The following is a 15037-nucleotide window of genomic DNA, read 5'->3' as shown; positions in this document are numbered from 1 at the left end:
GGCATTTGCCCCCGATTTCCCTGAAAACCGCTTGACCTTTGGGGTTCCGGCCTGTTGAACCGGCCTGACCTATCCATACCTTATGGCGGCTTTGATGGACGATCAGAACAAGAACCTCATCCTCGCAACCGGGCTCAGCTTCCTCGTAATCCTTGTCTGGTTCTGGCTGTTTCCCCCGGAAACCCCGGTCACCCCGACCGGAGAGGATGCGGCCAGTGTCACCGTCACCCCGGATGCGGGCGATGCCCTGACCCCGACGGCCAGCGCCGAGGCCGGCACCAGCCCCGGGACCGAACCGGCAGCAGCGGAGACGGCCGGTGCCGAAGCCGCGCGCATCGCGATCGAAACGCCCGAGATGACTGGCTCTATCTCGCTTCTTGGCGGCCGGATCGACGACGTCTACCTGTCGCAATACCGCGAAACACTGGACCCAAACTCTGACACTGTCCGCCTGCTGAAACCGGTGGGCGAAAATGACGCCTATTACACCGCCTTCGGGTGGGCCGCGGTCGATGGCGTGGACGGCTCTGCCGTGCCCACCCCCGATACGCTCTGGACCCTTGAAAGCGGCGACACCCTGACCCCGGACAGCCCCGTGACGCTGATCTGGGACAACGGCGCCGGGCTGATCTTCCGCCAGACCTATGAGATCGACGATCAGTTCATGTTCACCATCACGCAGGATGTCGAGAACGCCAGCGGCGCGGCGGCCAGCCTGCGGCCCTACGGGCTGATCCGCCGTGTGACGCGCCCGGACAACCTGACCGGCATCTTTGTCGTGCACGAAGGCCTTGTGCGCCTTTCCGACGGCACGCTCGACATCCAGAAATACAGCAACATCGAAGACTATTCCGAAGTGAACGGCAGCCAGATGGAGCGGATCGAGGTCGCCGAGGACGGCTGGATCGGCTATACCGACCACTATTGGCTGACCACACTGATCCCGGCGCAAGGCACGCCGTTCCAATCCAACTCTCGCTATTTCGAGGGCCGGGAACTGTTCCAGGCAGAGGCCGTCATGCCGGTCGAGGCGGTTGAGGCTGGCGCATCTGCATCCGTTGCGACCCGCCTGTTTGTCGGGGCCAAGGAATGGGAAACCATTCGCCACTACCAAAGCGAAGAAGGCGTACGTGGCTTCATCGACGCCATCGACTGGGGCTGGTTCTTCTTCCTGACGAAACCGATTTTCGCCGTGTTGCACTGGCTGAACGGGCTGATCGGCAACATGGGTTGGGCGATCATGGCGCTGACCCTTGTGCTGAAGATCATCGTGCTGCCGCTGGCCTATAAATCCTACGTCTCCATGGCGCGGATGAAGGAACTTCAGCCCGAGATGGAGAAGCTGAAGGAACGCGCTGGCGAAGACCGGCAGGCCATGCAGCAGGGGATGATGAAACTGTATAAGGACAACAAGGTGAACCCGGCCTCGGGCTGCCTGCCGATCCTGATCCAGATCCCGATCTTCTTCTCGCTTTACAAGGTGATCTTCAACACCATCGAGATCCGCCAGGCGGCCTGGGTGGGCTGGATCAAGGACCTGTCCGCGCCCGATCCGTCGACCATCTTCAACCTGTTCGGCATCCTGCCCTACAGCGTGCCGAACCTTGGGTTCCTTGAAATCTTCAGCCTTGGCATCCTGCCGATCCTGCTGGGTGTGTCCATGTGGCTTCAGCAGAAACTGAACCCGGCGCCCACCGATCCGACGCAAAAGATGATCTTCGCCTGGATGCCCTGGGTCTTCATGTTCATGCTGGGCAGCTTTGCCAGCGGGCTTGTCCTGTACTGGATCACCAACAACGTGATCACCTTCATCCAGCAATACACGATCATGCGCAGCCACGGGCATAAGCCTGACGTCTTCGGCAACATCATCGCCAGCTTCCGCCGCAAGCCGGCGCAGGCGGCGGCGAACAGCACCAAGAAGCCGGGCGACAAGTGATGGCGGCTGTCGCCGCGCTGTGGCGGCACCCGATCAAGAGCCATGGGCGCGAGCCCCTGACCGGCGTCAGTCTGACCGCCGGTCAGGCCATGCCCTGGGACAGGACATGGGCCGTGACCCATGACAACACGCGCGACGACCCCGAAAGCGGCTGGATCTCCTGTCAGAATTTCATGATCGGCACCCGGACCCCGGGCCTGGCCGGGATCACCGCCCAGTTCGACGAAGCCACCGGGCAGATCACGTTGACCCATCAGGACCTTGGCAGCCTTACTTTTGATCCCGACGCGCTCGGCGCCAGCAGCACCCTTACCGCCTGGACCGCGCCGCTGTGTCCCGCTGACCGGGCGCGCCCGGTTGCCATTGTCCGCAGCAAGGGCGGCCGCGGCTGGACAGATACCGATTTCCCATCGGTCACGATTATGAACCGGGCCTCACACCGGGCCGTGTCACAGCGGTTGGGCCGCCCGATCGAAGAAGAGCGTTGGCGCGGCAACATCTGGGTTGACGGGCTTGCCCCATGGGAAGAACGAGAGTGGATCGGGAAAAGCATCCGGATCGGCGCCGCGGTCCTGACCATCCGCGAAGAGGTGGTGCGCTGCCTGCACACCGCCGCGAACCCCGTGACGGGCAAGCGCGATACCGATACGCTGGGCACATTGGAAGACGGCTGGGGCCACCGTAATTTCGGGGTCTATGCCGAGGTCACCACGGGTGGCGACATCCGGGTTGGCGACCCGCTGGAGGTTCTTTGACCATGCAACTCCCCTTTCCCGAGGTGGAAACCCCAAGCGATGCCGCACTGGAAACCGGGCGCAAGCTGTTCGCCGGGCCCTGCGATTTCCTGAAAGGTGTCGTGGCCATGTCCGGGATGCCCCCGGCCGATAGGATCGAGTTCTGCTTTGCCGGGCGATCCAACGTCGGGAAATCGTCGCTGATCAACGCGCTGACCGGGCGCAAGGGACTGGCGCGGGCATCGAACACGCCGGGCCGCACGCAAGAGATCAACTTTTTCGGGCTGGGCGACGAACGGTATCTGGTGGACCTTCCCGGCTATGGCTTTGCCAATGCGCCGGTGGCCGTTGTCGAAAAATGGCAGCGGCTTTTGAAATCCTACCTGTCGGGCCGGCCGACCCTGCGCCGCGCCTTCGTCCTGATCGACGCACGGCACGGGGTAAAGCCCGTCGATGAAGAGATCATGAGCCTGCTGGACAAATCCGCCGTGGCCTTTCAGGCGGTGCTGACCAAGACCGACAAGGTCCGTAAATCGGAACTGGATGCCAGCCTGACCAAGACCCGCGCGGCCCTGAACCGCCATCCCGCCGCCTATCCCGAAATCGTCCTGACGAGTTCGGAAAAAGGCGATGGGATCGAGACGCTTCGCGCTATCATCGCCGCGCTGGACTAGCGCAGGAACAAGGACAAGACGCCCGTGAGGACGCAGAACATGAACCGTGACTGGATCGCCACCGCCCGCACCCTTTCCGAAGCGCTGCCCTATTTGCAGCGCTATTCCGGCGCGGTCGTCGTCATCAAATTCGGCGGCAACGCCATGGGCGACGACAAGGCCATGGCTGATTTTGCCCGTGACATCGTGCTGATGCGACAGGTCGGCGTGAACCCGGTCGTCGTCCACGGTGGCGGCCCGATGATCAACGATCTTCTGGGCAAACTGGGGATCGAATCGAACTTTGTGCGGGGCAAGCGCGTCACCGACAAGGCCACCGTTGAAGTGGTTGAGATGGTCCTGTCCGGCCTTGTGAACAAGCGCATCGTGCAGGCCATCAACGATCAGGGTGGCCGCGCCGTGGGCCTGTCTGGCAAGGACGACGACATGATCGTGTGCGAGGCCGATGATCCGGAACTGGGGTTTGTCGGGCGCCCTGTGGAAATGAACGTTCAGGTGCTGCGTGACCTCTTCAATGCTGGGATCATCCCGGTCGTTGCCCCCGTCGCCACCGGTATGGCCGACAATGAAACCTTCAACGTCAACGGTGACACCGCCGCCGGTGCCATTGCCGGGGCGTTGAAAGCAGACCGTCTTCTGCTTTTGACGGACGTCGCGGGTGTGAAGGACGACAGCGGCGAGGTGGTGACCCAGCTGACCCCCGATCAGGTGCGCGACATGACCGCCAAGGGCGTGATCGCGGGCGGCATGATCCCCAAGACCGAAACCGCGCTCAAGGCGATCGAAGACGGCGTGCGCGCCGTGGTCATCCTTGACGGGCGACTGCCCAATGCCTCGCTGCTTGAACTGTTCACCGAACACGGCGCCGGGTCGATCATCCGGTCCACGGAACCAAGCGTAAAGCCCCGCCGGTGATGACCCCGCTGGCCGAGATCGAGGCCCTGGCTGCCCGCAACCACCTGATGGTGGCCGGGGTCGTGACCGGGGTCGGGTCTCTGCCCAAGGGCACGCAAAGCCTGATCCTTCTGGCCCCGGACGAACCCGCCTTCTGGCCCGGGATAACCGACAGCACCGAATGGCAGGACGGGCAGGCCGACCCGATTGACCGCTGGTCCAAGCGGATCATCGGCAGTCTGTCGCAGACGCTTGGTGGCACTGCGATCTTCCCCAGCGACGGGCCGCCCTATGCGCCCTTCTTCACATGGGCGCTGCAAAGCGGGCGCTGCTGGGCCTCGCCGGTAAACCTGCTGGTCCACGACGTGGCGGGCTTGTTCATTTCCTTTCGGGGCGCCATCGCCCTGCCCCATGCCCTGCCCGCCGTCTCCGAAACCCGGCCCTGCGATACCTGCACGCAGCCCTGCCTTGCCGCCTGCCCCGTGGGCGCCCTGACGGACGCGGGCTATGACGTGCCTGCATGTCACACGCATCTGGACGCGGCAGAGGGGGCGAACTGCCTGACCCGGGGCTGCCTTGTGCGCCGCGCCTGCCCGGTTGGGCAGGACCGGCGGCTCCCCGAACAATCCGCTTATCATATGGGACGGTTTCACCGATGACCCTGCGCCTGATCCTGACCCGCCACGCGAAATCAAGCTGGGACGATCCCTTTGCCGAAGACCATGCACGGGTGCTGAATGCACGCGGCCGGGCCTCGGCCACAGCGATCGGCAAATGGCTGGCCAGCAATGGCTACCTGCCGCGGGAAGTGCTGTGTTCCGATGCCGCGCGAACGGCCGAAACCTGGGCGCTGATCGCGGCGGAACTGCCCGACCCGCCTGGGGAGGAGTATTTCCACCGGCTCTACCATGCGCCCGCAACCCGGATGCTGGCAACGCTGGCCATGGCCGGGGCCGATACGGTCCTGATGGTTGGGCACAATCCGGGTATCGGGGATTTCGCCTCTGGCCTGCCGGCTACGCCCCCGGCCCATCCCCGGTTCTTCGACTATCCAACCGCGGCGACGGCCATCTTTGACTTTGACGCAGACAGCTGGGCCGATGTGCGCCCCGGCACCGGGCAGGTGGTGGATTTCACGACCCCCCGTGACCTGATTGGTTAGGACAACGAAAAAGGGCGGGCCAGACGGCCCGCCCTTGTCGCTCATTGCAATCGCTTAGTGACCCAGGATCTGGCTGAGGAACAGCTTGGTCCGGTCCGACTGCGGGTTGTTGAAGAAGGATTCCGGCTCGTTCTGTTCGACGATCTGGCCCTGATCCATAAAGATCACGCGGTTCGCCACCTGCCGGGCAAAGCCCATCTCGTGCGTGACGCACAGCATGGTCATGCCTTCCTCGGCCAGTTCGATCATGGTGTCGAGAACCTCCTTGATCATCTCGGGGTCAAGCGCCGAGGTCGGTTCGTCGAACAGCATGATCCGCGGCTTCATGCACAGCGACCGGGCGATGGCCACACGCTGCTGCTGACCACCCGAAAGCTGGCCGGGATATTTGAGCGCCTGATCGGGGATCTTCACCTTTTCAAGGAAGTGCATCGCCGTTTCTTCGGCTTCCTTCTTCGGCACCTTGCGGACCCAGATCGGCGCCAGCGTGCAGTTCTCAAGGATCGTCAGATGCGGAAACAGGTTGAAGTGCTGAAAGCACATGCCGACCTCGGACCGGATCTTGTCGATGTTCTTGAGGTCCGACGACAATTCCGTGCCATCCACCACAATCTGCCCGGCCTGATGTTCCTCAAGCCGGTTGATGCAGCGGATCAGCGTGGATTTGCCAGACCCGGACGGGCCACAAATCACGATCCGTTCGCCGCGGTAGACCGTCAGGTCGATATCCCGCAGGACGTGGAACGTTCCATACCACTTGTTCATATTCGTGATCTGGATCGCAACCTCGTCAGAGACCTGCATGTGGCTGCGGTCGATTTCACGTTCGATAGCAAGTTCAGACATTGCTGGTCTCCCTTAACGGTGTTCGCGCTGGAGTTTCTTCTCCAGGAATAGTGAGTAACGGCCCATGCTGAAGCAGGCGATGAAGAACATCAGGCCGATGAAGATGAACAGTTCCCAATAGACGCCGTTCCAATCCGTGGTGGCACGGATGGCCGACGCGATCCCAAGCGGGTCGAACAGGCCGATGAACACGACGAGCGTGGTATCCTTGAACAGGCCGATGAAGGTGTTCACGATCCCAGGGATCGAAATCTTCAGCGCCTGCGGCAGGACGATCAACTGCATGGACTGCCAGTAGTTCAGGCCGAGACTGTCGGCCCCTTCGTATTGTCCCTTCGGCAAGGCGGCCAGGCCGCCCCGGATCACCTCGGCGATGTAGGCCGAAGAGAAGAAGGTCACCATGATGATCACCCGCAGGGTCAGGTCAAAGTTGGTCCCCGGCGGCAGGAAGTAGTTCAGAAGAAGCTGCGCCGTGAACAGCCAGACGATCAACGGGATACCCCGGATCACCTCGATGAAAGTAACCGATGTATACTTGATGATCGGCAAGTTCGACTGGCGGGCAAGTGCCAGAAGAATGCCAAGCGGCAGCGACAGAACGATGGCCGAAAGCCCGATCACAGCCGAGAGCATAAAGCCCCCAAAGGCGCGGGATTCGACGAACTCGATCCCGATCGGGACTGCGTTGCCCAGCCCACTGCCCAAGGGGCCGGCAAGGAACAGCCAGTACAGGATCGGCACAAGGATGGTCAGGACCGTTCCTGCAAGCGTTCCGATCACGGGGGCCAGCACCTTCAGCACAACAAACCCAAGGACGAAACCCAGCGCCACCGTCACAGGAAGCCAGATCGACCCACCCCACAGCAGCCAGAAGGCCGCGAAGGGGGCAAGGGCCGTCAGGATCAGCATCTTGCGCGACAGGCCGGTGAACAGCACCGGCGCAAGCCCGGCGAGGAAGATCGCCAGCGCAAGCGCGGGACGCCAGTACAGCTCGGACGGGTAGTAGCCAAAGACGAGCTGGTGCCAGCGATCGCCAAGAACCGCGAAACAGGCGCCGCCATGTCCTTCAACCTCATGGGCGGCAAGGATTTCACGGCACTCGGTCAAGCTGTCTGCGTCCCAGACGGAATTCAGCAACCAAGGTGCGAGGGTCGAGACCACGACGTAGATCACGATCAGCGATGCGATTGTCAGCAACGTGTTCACAACGGAGCTGAACAGGTTTTCCCGCATCCATTTGAACACCCCCTTTTCCGCCAGCGGCGGTTCTTGCTGGGGCAGCATTTCGGTGCGGACGTAGCTGAGATTGGTATTGCTCATATCACCGCTCCTTCAGCTTGACGCTGTTGTTGTAGAGGTTCATCCCGCCAGAAATCAGCAAGCTGAGGATCAGGTAGAACAGACCCAGAAGAAGCATCCCCTCCAGCTCTCGACCCGTCTGGTTGATGGTGATGCCGCCCAGCGTGGCGCGCACGTCCATGTAGCCCACCGCAATGGCAAGCGAGGAGTTCTTTGTCAGGTTCAGGTATTGCGAAATCAGCGGCGGGATGATGACCCGCATCGCCTGCGGCAGGATGACAAGGTTCATCGTTTTGCCGGGACGCAGGCCCAGTGCAAAGGCAGCCTCGGTCTGGCCCTTGTTGATGGCAAGGATACCGCCCCGGACGATTTCAGCGATGAAGGCGCCGGTATAAAGGGTCAGCGCCAGCCACAACGCCATGAGAGAATTGCGGATATGGGTGCCGCCAGAGAAGTTGAACCCCTTCAGTTCGGGATACCCAAGGTGGAACCCGAGCACCCACAAGAGCGCCCCAAGCGGCACGAAGAACACAAGTAGATTGACCCACCAGGTTGTCGGTCGGACCCCGGTTGCGTTCTGAATGCGGTGTGCCCGTTGATTGTTCAGCCGGATCAGCAGGATGCTGGCGACAATCGTCATGACGATCACCACAAGGTCGATGCTGACCGCAAAATAGAGATCGGAGAAGATCCAGCCCGGCTTTACGTCAACATCACCCAGGCCATTGGAAAACAGCGGTTCGGGAATGTAGGTGCCGCGGTTGGTGATGGCTACGGTGTCCCCAAGGATCATCGAGGCCGCCGGGTCTTCACCACGAAAATCACGCGGCTGCGGGGTGGATTCGTTGAAAACCGCAAAGATCAGCACGATCCACAGAAGCAGGGGAACGTTCCGGAACCCTTCGACGTAGACCGACATCAGCCGCGACACGATCCAGTTCTTCGACAGCCGAAGAACCCCTGCGATAACACCGACGATGGTGGCAGCAACACAGCCCAGAACGGCCACAAGCAGCGTGTTCAGGATACCGACAAGCGCCGCGCGCCCGTGACTGGCCTGACTGTCGTATTCGATCAGCCGCTGGTTGATGTCGTATCCCGCAGGCTGCCCAAGGAACCCAAAATTGAAGTCCTTGCCCAGCGCATTGAGGTTTTCGATCGTGTTCGACACGAGCCAGAAGATCGCCGCCATCAACAGGATGAAAGCGACGGTCTGGATCGTCATCGATCGGTAGCGCGTGTCGTAGATAAGCTGACTAGGCCGAAAACCCGGTTTCGGCGGGTCGGATAGGGTCGTCATTGATGTCTCTCCCCGGCGTCCCTTGGTGCGGTCCACCGGTTGATCCGGCGTGACCCTTGTGTTGTGGGACTGCGTGCTTCGTCTTGTTGGAAAAAGGGCGCGGGTCACCCCGCGCCCTTTTCCGTTTTGAAACTTACCGGAACGGCGGCGAGTAGATCAGGCCACCTTCGGTCCACTGAGCGTTCAGGCCACGAGCCAGACCGATCGGGGTGTTCTCACCGATGTTGGTTTCGAACAGTTCACCGTAGTTGCCGCCGGCAGCGATTGCCTTGACGGCCCAGTCGGCCTCGAGGCCGAGCATGGCGCCCAGTTCACCTTCGGTGCCAAGCAGACGGTTGACTTCGGGGTTGCCGGTCGGGCCAGCGGCCAGTTCAGCAACGTTGGCCGAGGTCACGCCCAGCTCTTCGGCGGAAACCAGAGCGTTGAGGGTCCAGCGCACGATGTCGCCCCACTCGTTGTCGCCGTGGCGAACCAGCGGGCCCAGCGGCTCTTTCGAGATGATTTCCGGCAGGATCACGTGATCGCCCGGGTTCTCGAAGGTGGCGCGGGTCGCGGCAAGGCCGGACGCGTCGGTGGTATAGGTGTCGCAGGAACCGGCCAGGTACAGCTGCTGACCTTCGGCGTTGGTTTCGATCGGCACCGGTTCATAGCTGATGTTGTTGGCGCGGAAGAAGTCCGCGAGGTTCAGTTCGGTGGTGGTGCCGGTCTGGATGCAGACGGTCGCGCCGTCCAGATCTTTGGCCGAAGACACGCCGAGCGAACGCGGCACGATGAAGCCCTGGCCATCGTAGTAGTTGATGCCGGTGAATTCGAACTTCAGGTCAACGTCGCGCGAGAAGGTCCAGGTGGTGTTCCGGGCCAGCATGTCGACTTCGCCCGAAGCCAGAGCGGTAAAGCGGGTCTGACCGGTGGTCGGAACGAATTCAACGGCGGTCGCGTCGCCCAGAACGGCGGCAGCAACAGCGCGGCAAACGCCGACATCAAAACCTTCCCAGACGCCGTTCGCATCGGGGGCTGCAAAGCCGGTCAGGCCGGTGGTGACGCCGCAGTTCAGCTTGCCGCGAGCGCGCACGTCATCAAGAGTGGCCGCCGAGGCAGCACCGGCAGCAAGACCAGCAACGGTCAGGGCGCCGAGGATTACGGATTTTTTCATTTTTACCTCTTCCTGAGTTTCCGCCCCTCGCTCGAGGCGGCTGTTATCTTCCGTTCAGTTCAAACGGTGGCGATACTTGAGAAGTTTCTCCCCTCTCAACAGGACATAGAGTGTTCGGATTCATACCGGATGGTCAAGTGCGCCGGCTCGAATTAACCCACCGTTCATCAGGAAATCAGCCTTTGCTTGCCTCGAATCGCAGCCGATCTTCCCGCTATGCCTTAGAACTGGCCAAAGAGAAAACCTTGGCCGCCATCGCAAATGCCTCTTGTTTGATCGCTGCGGCCTCGGCCGCTTCGTCATCGACGCCCCACTGCTCTGCTTGCCAATCCTCGTCCAGCCGGGACAGCGACCATGCTGTATCCGCAGCAAGTTGACCCGACGTCACCGCCAGCCCGAGCACAAGAGACCCCGACAGGGCGACGAGATCATGGAACGCCGCCAGAGAGAACGAATCGAATTTCGCGATCTCCTCGCGCAGGCGGGGCAGGCTATCGACGGGTTGCTGCGCGAACATGACCCCCGAAATCGGCCGCAGCGCGACCCCATATCGAGCGTTGGCCCAGGCAAGGACAGGGTCCCATCGCTCTGCCTGACGCAGGACCAGTTCCTGCGGGTCCGTTGCGCGATAGCAAAGAAGGTCCGTCTCGCCATAGGCAGCAAGCATGTCGATGACCTCTTCCCGTTGGATGGAAAGCTTGTCGATGGCGGCATTGGCTGACCGGGTCACCGGCATGGTCGCGGGGTCGACCTCTTCCAACTGGGCATCCCATTCGGCGGCCACGGCCTCGGCATAGGCGCGGGTCGGCACCGACAGGGCCGCCTTGGCCGGCGTCCGCACCCGCCGCCCATCCAGAAGGACCTGCCAACCCGTATCGGCCTTGACGACAGTGGCTTCTTTCCAGAACCGCTTTGGTTTCCAGTTGCTCATCTCGCGTGCTCCAATACCTCTGCAATCAGGCCGGGCAGGTCCGCCGCCGTCCTTGCGATGGCGTCCGCCTGCAAGCCTTCCGCCGGATGGTAGCCCCAGCCAACCCCGATCGTGCGAACCCCGGCCGCCCGGCCCATATCCATATCAAAAGTCGTATCCCCGATCAGGACCGTATCCCCGGCACCCACGCCGGTTTCGGACAGGGCCGCAAGAACCATCGACGGGTGGGGTTTGGACGGGTGGTGATCGGCCACCTGTCGGGTCACGAAATACTGGTCCAGCCCATGCCCTTCGATCAGCTTGGTCAATCCGCGTAGGGATTTCCCGGTCGCCACACCGATCAACGTCCAGGGATCGGCGGACAGCGCGTCCAGCACCTCGCGGATGCCCGGATACAGCGGGCTTGTCTCTTCCACCGGGGCCGCCTGCCGCAGGGCGACGTAGGTGTCTTTATAGGCTTCGACCATCCGGTCGCGCCGCGCCGGTTCCACGCCCGGCAACAGCCGTTCCATCGCAACCGGCAGGGACAGACCCACGATCGAAAGGGTGTCTTCGCGCGACGGCGGCGTCAGCCCTTCTGCCGCGAAGGCCGCCCCCATGGACGAAACGATATCCGCCTGACTGTCGACCAACGTGCCGTCGACATCGAAAAGGACAAGGCGCAGTCTACTCATCGGGCATGTTGAACGGATCAAGCGGCGCGTGGGTCACATCCCAGCCGACATAGTCCCATGTGGCCTGCATGTGCGGCGGCAGTGGCGCCTCGAGCGTGATCATCTTCTTGGTGATGGGATGTTCAAAGATCAGCGTCCGCGCGTGCAGATGAAGCCTCGCATCCGACACGCCGCCGCCCACGCCAGCGCCCCAGCCATCGCCCTGATTTTCCTGCGCCGACCCGCCGTATTTCCCATCGCCGATGATCGGGTGGCCGATTTCGGAGATATGGGCGCGCAGCTGGTGCGTCCGGCCCGTGACCGGAACCATGGCCAGCCAGGCCATCCGGGTGCCAAGCGAGGTCAGCACGGCATAATCCGTGACCGCCCGCTTTGCGCCTTCGGTCGCCTCCACCTCCTTGGGGTGAATGCACAGCATCTTTTCGCCCTCACCGCCGCGTCCGCGACCCGGCGCCTTGACCAACCCATACTTGATCGTGCCCGCGCGGGGGTGCGGTGTGCCTGCGACAGCAGCCCAATAGATCTTGCGCACATTGCGGTGCCGCAGCGCCTCGGACAGGCGGCGGGCGATCCGGTCGGTTCGGGCCAGCAGCAAAAGGCCAGAGGTGTCCTTGTCCAGCCGGTGGATCAGCTTGGGCCGCTCCTTGTAACCGAATTTCAGCGCCTCGCTGAGGGCATCTACATGGCGGTCCCCCTGCCCCGATCCACCCTGCGACGGCAGGCCAGAGGGCTTGTTGAGCGCGATGATGTGTTCGTCTTTCCACAACACGCAGGATTGGATCATCTGCGCGTCGGTCGGCTTGATCTTGCGTTCCATCTTGGGGGCGGGCTGGTCAGCGGCATCGCCCAGCGGCGGGATGCGCACGGTCTGCCCTTCATCCAGCCGGGTTGCCGGTTTGACCCGGCCACCGTCGACCCGCAACTCGCCCTTGCGGCACATCTTTTCAATGCGGCCCTGTGTCAGGTGGGGGAACTGTTTCTTCAGCCAGCGATCCAGCCTCTGTTCGGCGTCATCGGGGCCGATCTTCCGGTTCTGAACGCCACTCATGCCACTATCCCCCGTGCCAAGACCATGCCGACGGCCAATGCCGTGACAGACAGAACAACCGACCCAATCACATAGGCCCCCGCCTGCGCCGTTGCCCCCCGTTCGATCAGAATCATCGTGTCCAGCGAAAACGCCGAAAACGTGGTGAACCCACCGAGAACCCCGGTCATCAGGAAGGGCGCGAACCGCATGCCGCCCTTATGGGCCAGCACCACGACCAAGACGCCCATCAGGAACGATCCGGCCACATTGGCCACGACCGTGCCCCAGGGAAATCCCGGCCCGACAAGGCGCATCACGGCCGTGTTGGTCAGGTAGCGGGCCGTGGCGCCAATGGCCCCGCCAGCGGCAATGGAAAGGAGTGTTGTCATCATGCGCACCCCTTGGCCCTTTGGGGGGCAAGAGTCAATTCCGGCCCTTGGCCTGCCGCTTGGCCCGCAGGCCCGCAAAGAAATCGACCCGCTTCTTCAGATCCCTTTCGAAGCCTCGATCAACGGGTTGGTAATAGACCCCGCGCTTCATCCCGTCCGGGAAATAGTTCTGCCCCGAAAACCCGTCTTCCGCGTCATGGTCATAGGCATAACCGGCCCCGTACCCCTGATCTTCCATCAGTTTGGTCGGGGCGTTCAGGATGTGCTTCGGCGGCGGCTCCGAGCCGGTTTTCTTCGCCGCTGCGCGGGCGGCCTTATAGGCGACATAACCCGCATTGGATTTCGGGGCGAGCGCGAGATAGGTCACCGCCTGCGCCAGGGCCAGTTCACCTTCGGGGCTACCCAACCGTTCGTAGGTTTCCCAGGCATGCAGGCAGATCGTCTGGGCCTGCGGGTCGGCCAGACCGATGTCCTCGACCGCCATCCGGGTCAGGCGGCGGGCCAAGAACCGTGGGTCCTCCCCCCCTTCCAGCATCCGGGAAAACCAGTAAAGCGCCGCGTCCGGGTCGGACCCACGCACGGATTTATGCAGCGCGGATATCAGGTTGTAATGCTCGTCGCCCGATTTGTCGTATTTCGCCGCCCGCTTCATCAGCCGGGTGGTCAGCGCGTCCGGCCCCAGTTTCCCGTCGACCTTCCACGCCGCGACCTGTTCGATCAGGTTCAACAGCGCGCGCCCGTCCCCGTCGGCCATGTCCAGCAGCGCCTCGCGCGCGGGGCCGTCTAGCGGCAGGGCGCGGCCCAATTCCTTTTCGGCCCGCTGCGCCAGCCGCTCCAGATCGGACAGGGACAGCCGGGTCAGGACAAGGACCTGCGACCGCGACAGCAGGGCGGCATTCAATTCAAAACTGGGGTTCTCGGTCGTGGCCCCGACCAGAAGGATCGTCCCGTCTTCCATATGCGGCAGGAACCCGTCCTGCTGGGCCTTATTGAAGCGGTGTATTTCGTCCACGAACAAGAGCGTTCCCTTGCCGTTCCGGTGGCGCAGCTTCGCCGCCTCGAACACCTTTCGCAGCTCTGGCACGCCCGTGAAAATCGCGCTGATCTGTTCGAAGTGCAGATCGGTTTCGCGGGCAAGAAGCCGGGCGATCGTCGTCTTGCCAACGCCGGGCGGACCCCAGAAGATCAGCGACGACAGCGAGCCGGATGCCAGCATGACCCCTAGCGGGGCGTCCGGCCCCAAAACCTGTTCTTGGCCGATTACTTCGGCCAACGTGCGTGGACGCAGCCGATCGGCCAAGGGGCGCGGGCCCTTCGGCGTATCGGTGTTTGTCGCGGTATCGAACAGGTCTGCCATGGCCGCAGATTATGCCGCCACCTTGGGCTTGGAAAGACTCAGTGAAGCTGGGTGGAGAAGTCGATCCAGACCGCCTGATAGTCGATCCCGCCCATGTTCATATTGCGGCCAGCGGCCTTCATCTCAAGACTGCACCGGGCTGCCCAGCGATGCCAGTTCGATGGCAGCAGCGCCAGCATCCGGCGGATGCCCTCTTCGCGCGAGGTGCGCAGCATCTGCAGCACCAACCGCATCCGGACCCGATGCCGAAGAGACGCCGGAATGTCGTGAACGACGAAACCGCGTGTGACCTCCCATGTGCCGTCGTCCACCGGGGCCTGATCGAACAGCAGATCATCGGGGATCGACTCCAGAAGGCCCCGCTGCGCATCCCTGATCATGTAGGAATAGATGCCGCAGCGGGCCGTTGTCGGGGTCAACCGAACCCCGGCCAGAACCCGGCCCGTATCATCGTGAACAGCCAGCCAGCGGCTTTGGGGCGTGTCGTACTGGTCGTATTCCATGCCCATGGTTTCGGGCAGGTCCCACCGATTGCGGACAATGAAGGATTCACGCCGGGCGCGCAGAAGGTTAACAAAAAGCTCGCCATGGTTGTGCATGTTGGCGAAAGATAGCGTGGTGCTGTGCATCATCGTCTCCAGCGAGAAGGTTAGGG

At 62.4% G+C, this 15037-nt stretch carries 16 protein-coding genes; 6 read left to right on the top strand and 10 right to left on the bottom strand.

Annotated elements, in window-relative coordinates:
• Nucleotides 1-94: 94 nt before the first annotated feature.
• The 6 genes from yidC to U3648_RS00975 are packed head-to-tail and all read left to right on the top strand — an operon-like array spanning nt 95 to nt 5403.
• A complete protein-coding gene (gene yidC, locus U3648_RS01000; protein WP_420857379.1) occupies nt 95-1939 on the top strand; it encodes a membrane protein insertase YidC in 1845 nt (614 codons plus the stop codon).
• A complete protein-coding gene (locus tag U3648_RS00995) occupies nt 1939-2694 on the top strand; it encodes an MOSC domain-containing protein (RefSeq protein WP_420857378.1) in 756 nt (251 codons plus the stop codon). The genes yidC and U3648_RS00995 overlap by 1 nt, the downstream gene beginning before the upstream one ends.
• A 2-nt stretch (nt 2695-2696) precedes the next feature.
• The gene (gene yihA, locus U3648_RS00990) at nt 2697-3347 is read left to right on the top strand and encodes a ribosome biogenesis GTP-binding protein YihA/YsxC (protein ID WP_420857377.1); all 651 of its coding nucleotides are present in this window, start codon (nt 2697-2699) and stop codon (nt 3345-3347) included.
• 39 nt (nt 3348-3386) lie between these two features.
• On the top strand, nt 3387-4262 hold the full coding sequence (argB, locus tag U3648_RS00985; RefSeq protein WP_420857376.1) for an acetylglutamate kinase: 876 nt from the start codon (nt 3387-3389) through the stop codon (nt 4260-4262).
• Nucleotides 4262-4900: a ferredoxin gene (locus tag U3648_RS00980; RefSeq protein WP_420857375.1), complete on the top strand. Its 639-nt coding sequence runs from the start codon at nt 4262-4264 to the stop codon at nt 4898-4900. Before argB ends, U3648_RS00980 begins: the two co-directional genes overlap by 1 nt.
• Nucleotides 4897-5403 carry a SixA phosphatase family protein gene (locus U3648_RS00975; protein ID WP_420857374.1) on the top strand — a complete coding sequence of 169 codons (507 nt, stop codon included), beginning with the start codon at nt 4897-4899 and terminating at the stop codon, nt 5401-5403. The genes U3648_RS00980 and U3648_RS00975 overlap by 4 nt, the downstream gene beginning before the upstream one ends.
• 54 nt (nt 5404-5457) lie before the next feature.
• Here the strand turns inward: U3648_RS00975 and U3648_RS00970 are convergent, their stop codons facing one another.
• The 10 genes from U3648_RS00970 to U3648_RS00925 all read right to left on the bottom strand — a co-directional run bounded on the left by U3648_RS00970 (nt 5458) and on the right by U3648_RS00925 (nt 15011).
• Nucleotides 5458-6249, bottom strand: a complete 792-nt coding sequence (locus tag U3648_RS00970) for an amino acid ABC transporter ATP-binding protein (RefSeq protein ID WP_420857373.1) — start codon at nt 6247-6249, stop codon at nt 5458-5460.
• 12 nt (nt 6250-6261) lie between these two features.
• Nucleotides 6262-7569: an ABC transporter permease subunit gene (locus tag U3648_RS00965; protein ID WP_420857372.1), complete on the bottom strand. Its 1308-nt coding sequence runs from the start codon at nt 7567-7569 to the stop codon at nt 6262-6264.
• Between the two features lies 1 nt (nt 7570).
• Nucleotides 7571-8848: an amino acid ABC transporter permease gene (locus U3648_RS00960; RefSeq protein WP_420857371.1), complete on the bottom strand. Its 1278-nt coding sequence runs from the start codon at nt 8846-8848 to the stop codon at nt 7571-7573.
• Between the two features lie 133 nt (nt 8849-8981).
• Entirely contained in the window at nt 8982-10001 is a 1020-nt protein-coding gene (locus U3648_RS00955) for an amino acid ABC transporter substrate-binding protein (RefSeq protein WP_420857369.1), read from the bottom strand.
• A 214-nt stretch (nt 10002-10215) separates the two neighbouring features.
• Nucleotides 10216-10932 (bottom strand): ATP12 family chaperone protein, encoded by a 717-nt coding sequence (locus U3648_RS00950; RefSeq protein ID WP_420857368.1) that lies wholly within the window; start codon nt 10930-10932, stop codon nt 10216-10218.
• A complete protein-coding gene (locus tag U3648_RS00945; protein ID WP_420857367.1) occupies nt 10929-11606 on the bottom strand; it encodes an HAD-IA family hydrolase in 678 nt (225 codons plus the stop codon). The genes U3648_RS00950 and U3648_RS00945 overlap by 4 nt, the downstream gene beginning before the upstream one ends.
• Nucleotides 11599-12654: an RluA family pseudouridine synthase gene (locus U3648_RS00940; protein WP_420857366.1), complete on the bottom strand. Its 1056-nt coding sequence runs from the start codon at nt 12652-12654 to the stop codon at nt 11599-11601. The genes U3648_RS00945 and U3648_RS00940 overlap by 8 nt, the downstream gene beginning before the upstream one ends.
• Nucleotides 12651-13028, bottom strand: coding sequence for a fluoride efflux transporter CrcB (gene crcB / locus U3648_RS00935; protein WP_420857365.1), 378 nt, complete (start codon nt 13026-13028; stop codon nt 12651-12653). Before crcB ends, U3648_RS00940 begins: the two co-directional genes overlap by 4 nt.
• A 31-nt stretch (nt 13029-13059) precedes the next feature.
• Nucleotides 13060-14382 carry a replication-associated recombination protein A gene (locus U3648_RS00930; protein WP_420857364.1) on the bottom strand — a complete coding sequence of 441 codons (1323 nt, stop codon included), beginning with the start codon at nt 14380-14382 and terminating at the stop codon, nt 13060-13062.
• A gap of 38 nt (nt 14383-14420) precedes the next feature.
• Nucleotides 14421-15011 carry an acyl-homoserine-lactone synthase gene (locus U3648_RS00925; RefSeq protein WP_420857363.1) on the bottom strand — a complete coding sequence of 197 codons (591 nt, stop codon included), beginning with the start codon at nt 15009-15011 and terminating at the stop codon, nt 14421-14423.
• Nucleotides 15012-15037: the final 26 nt, after the last annotated feature.

The sequence above is a fragment of the Marivivens marinus genome (assembly GCF_035969385.1).
Classification (GTDB): Bacteria; Pseudomonadota; Alphaproteobacteria; order Rhodobacterales; family Rhodobacteraceae; genus SELP01.
Note: the sequence above shows the minus strand (reverse complement) of the source record. Positions and strands in the feature narration are given on the sequence as shown.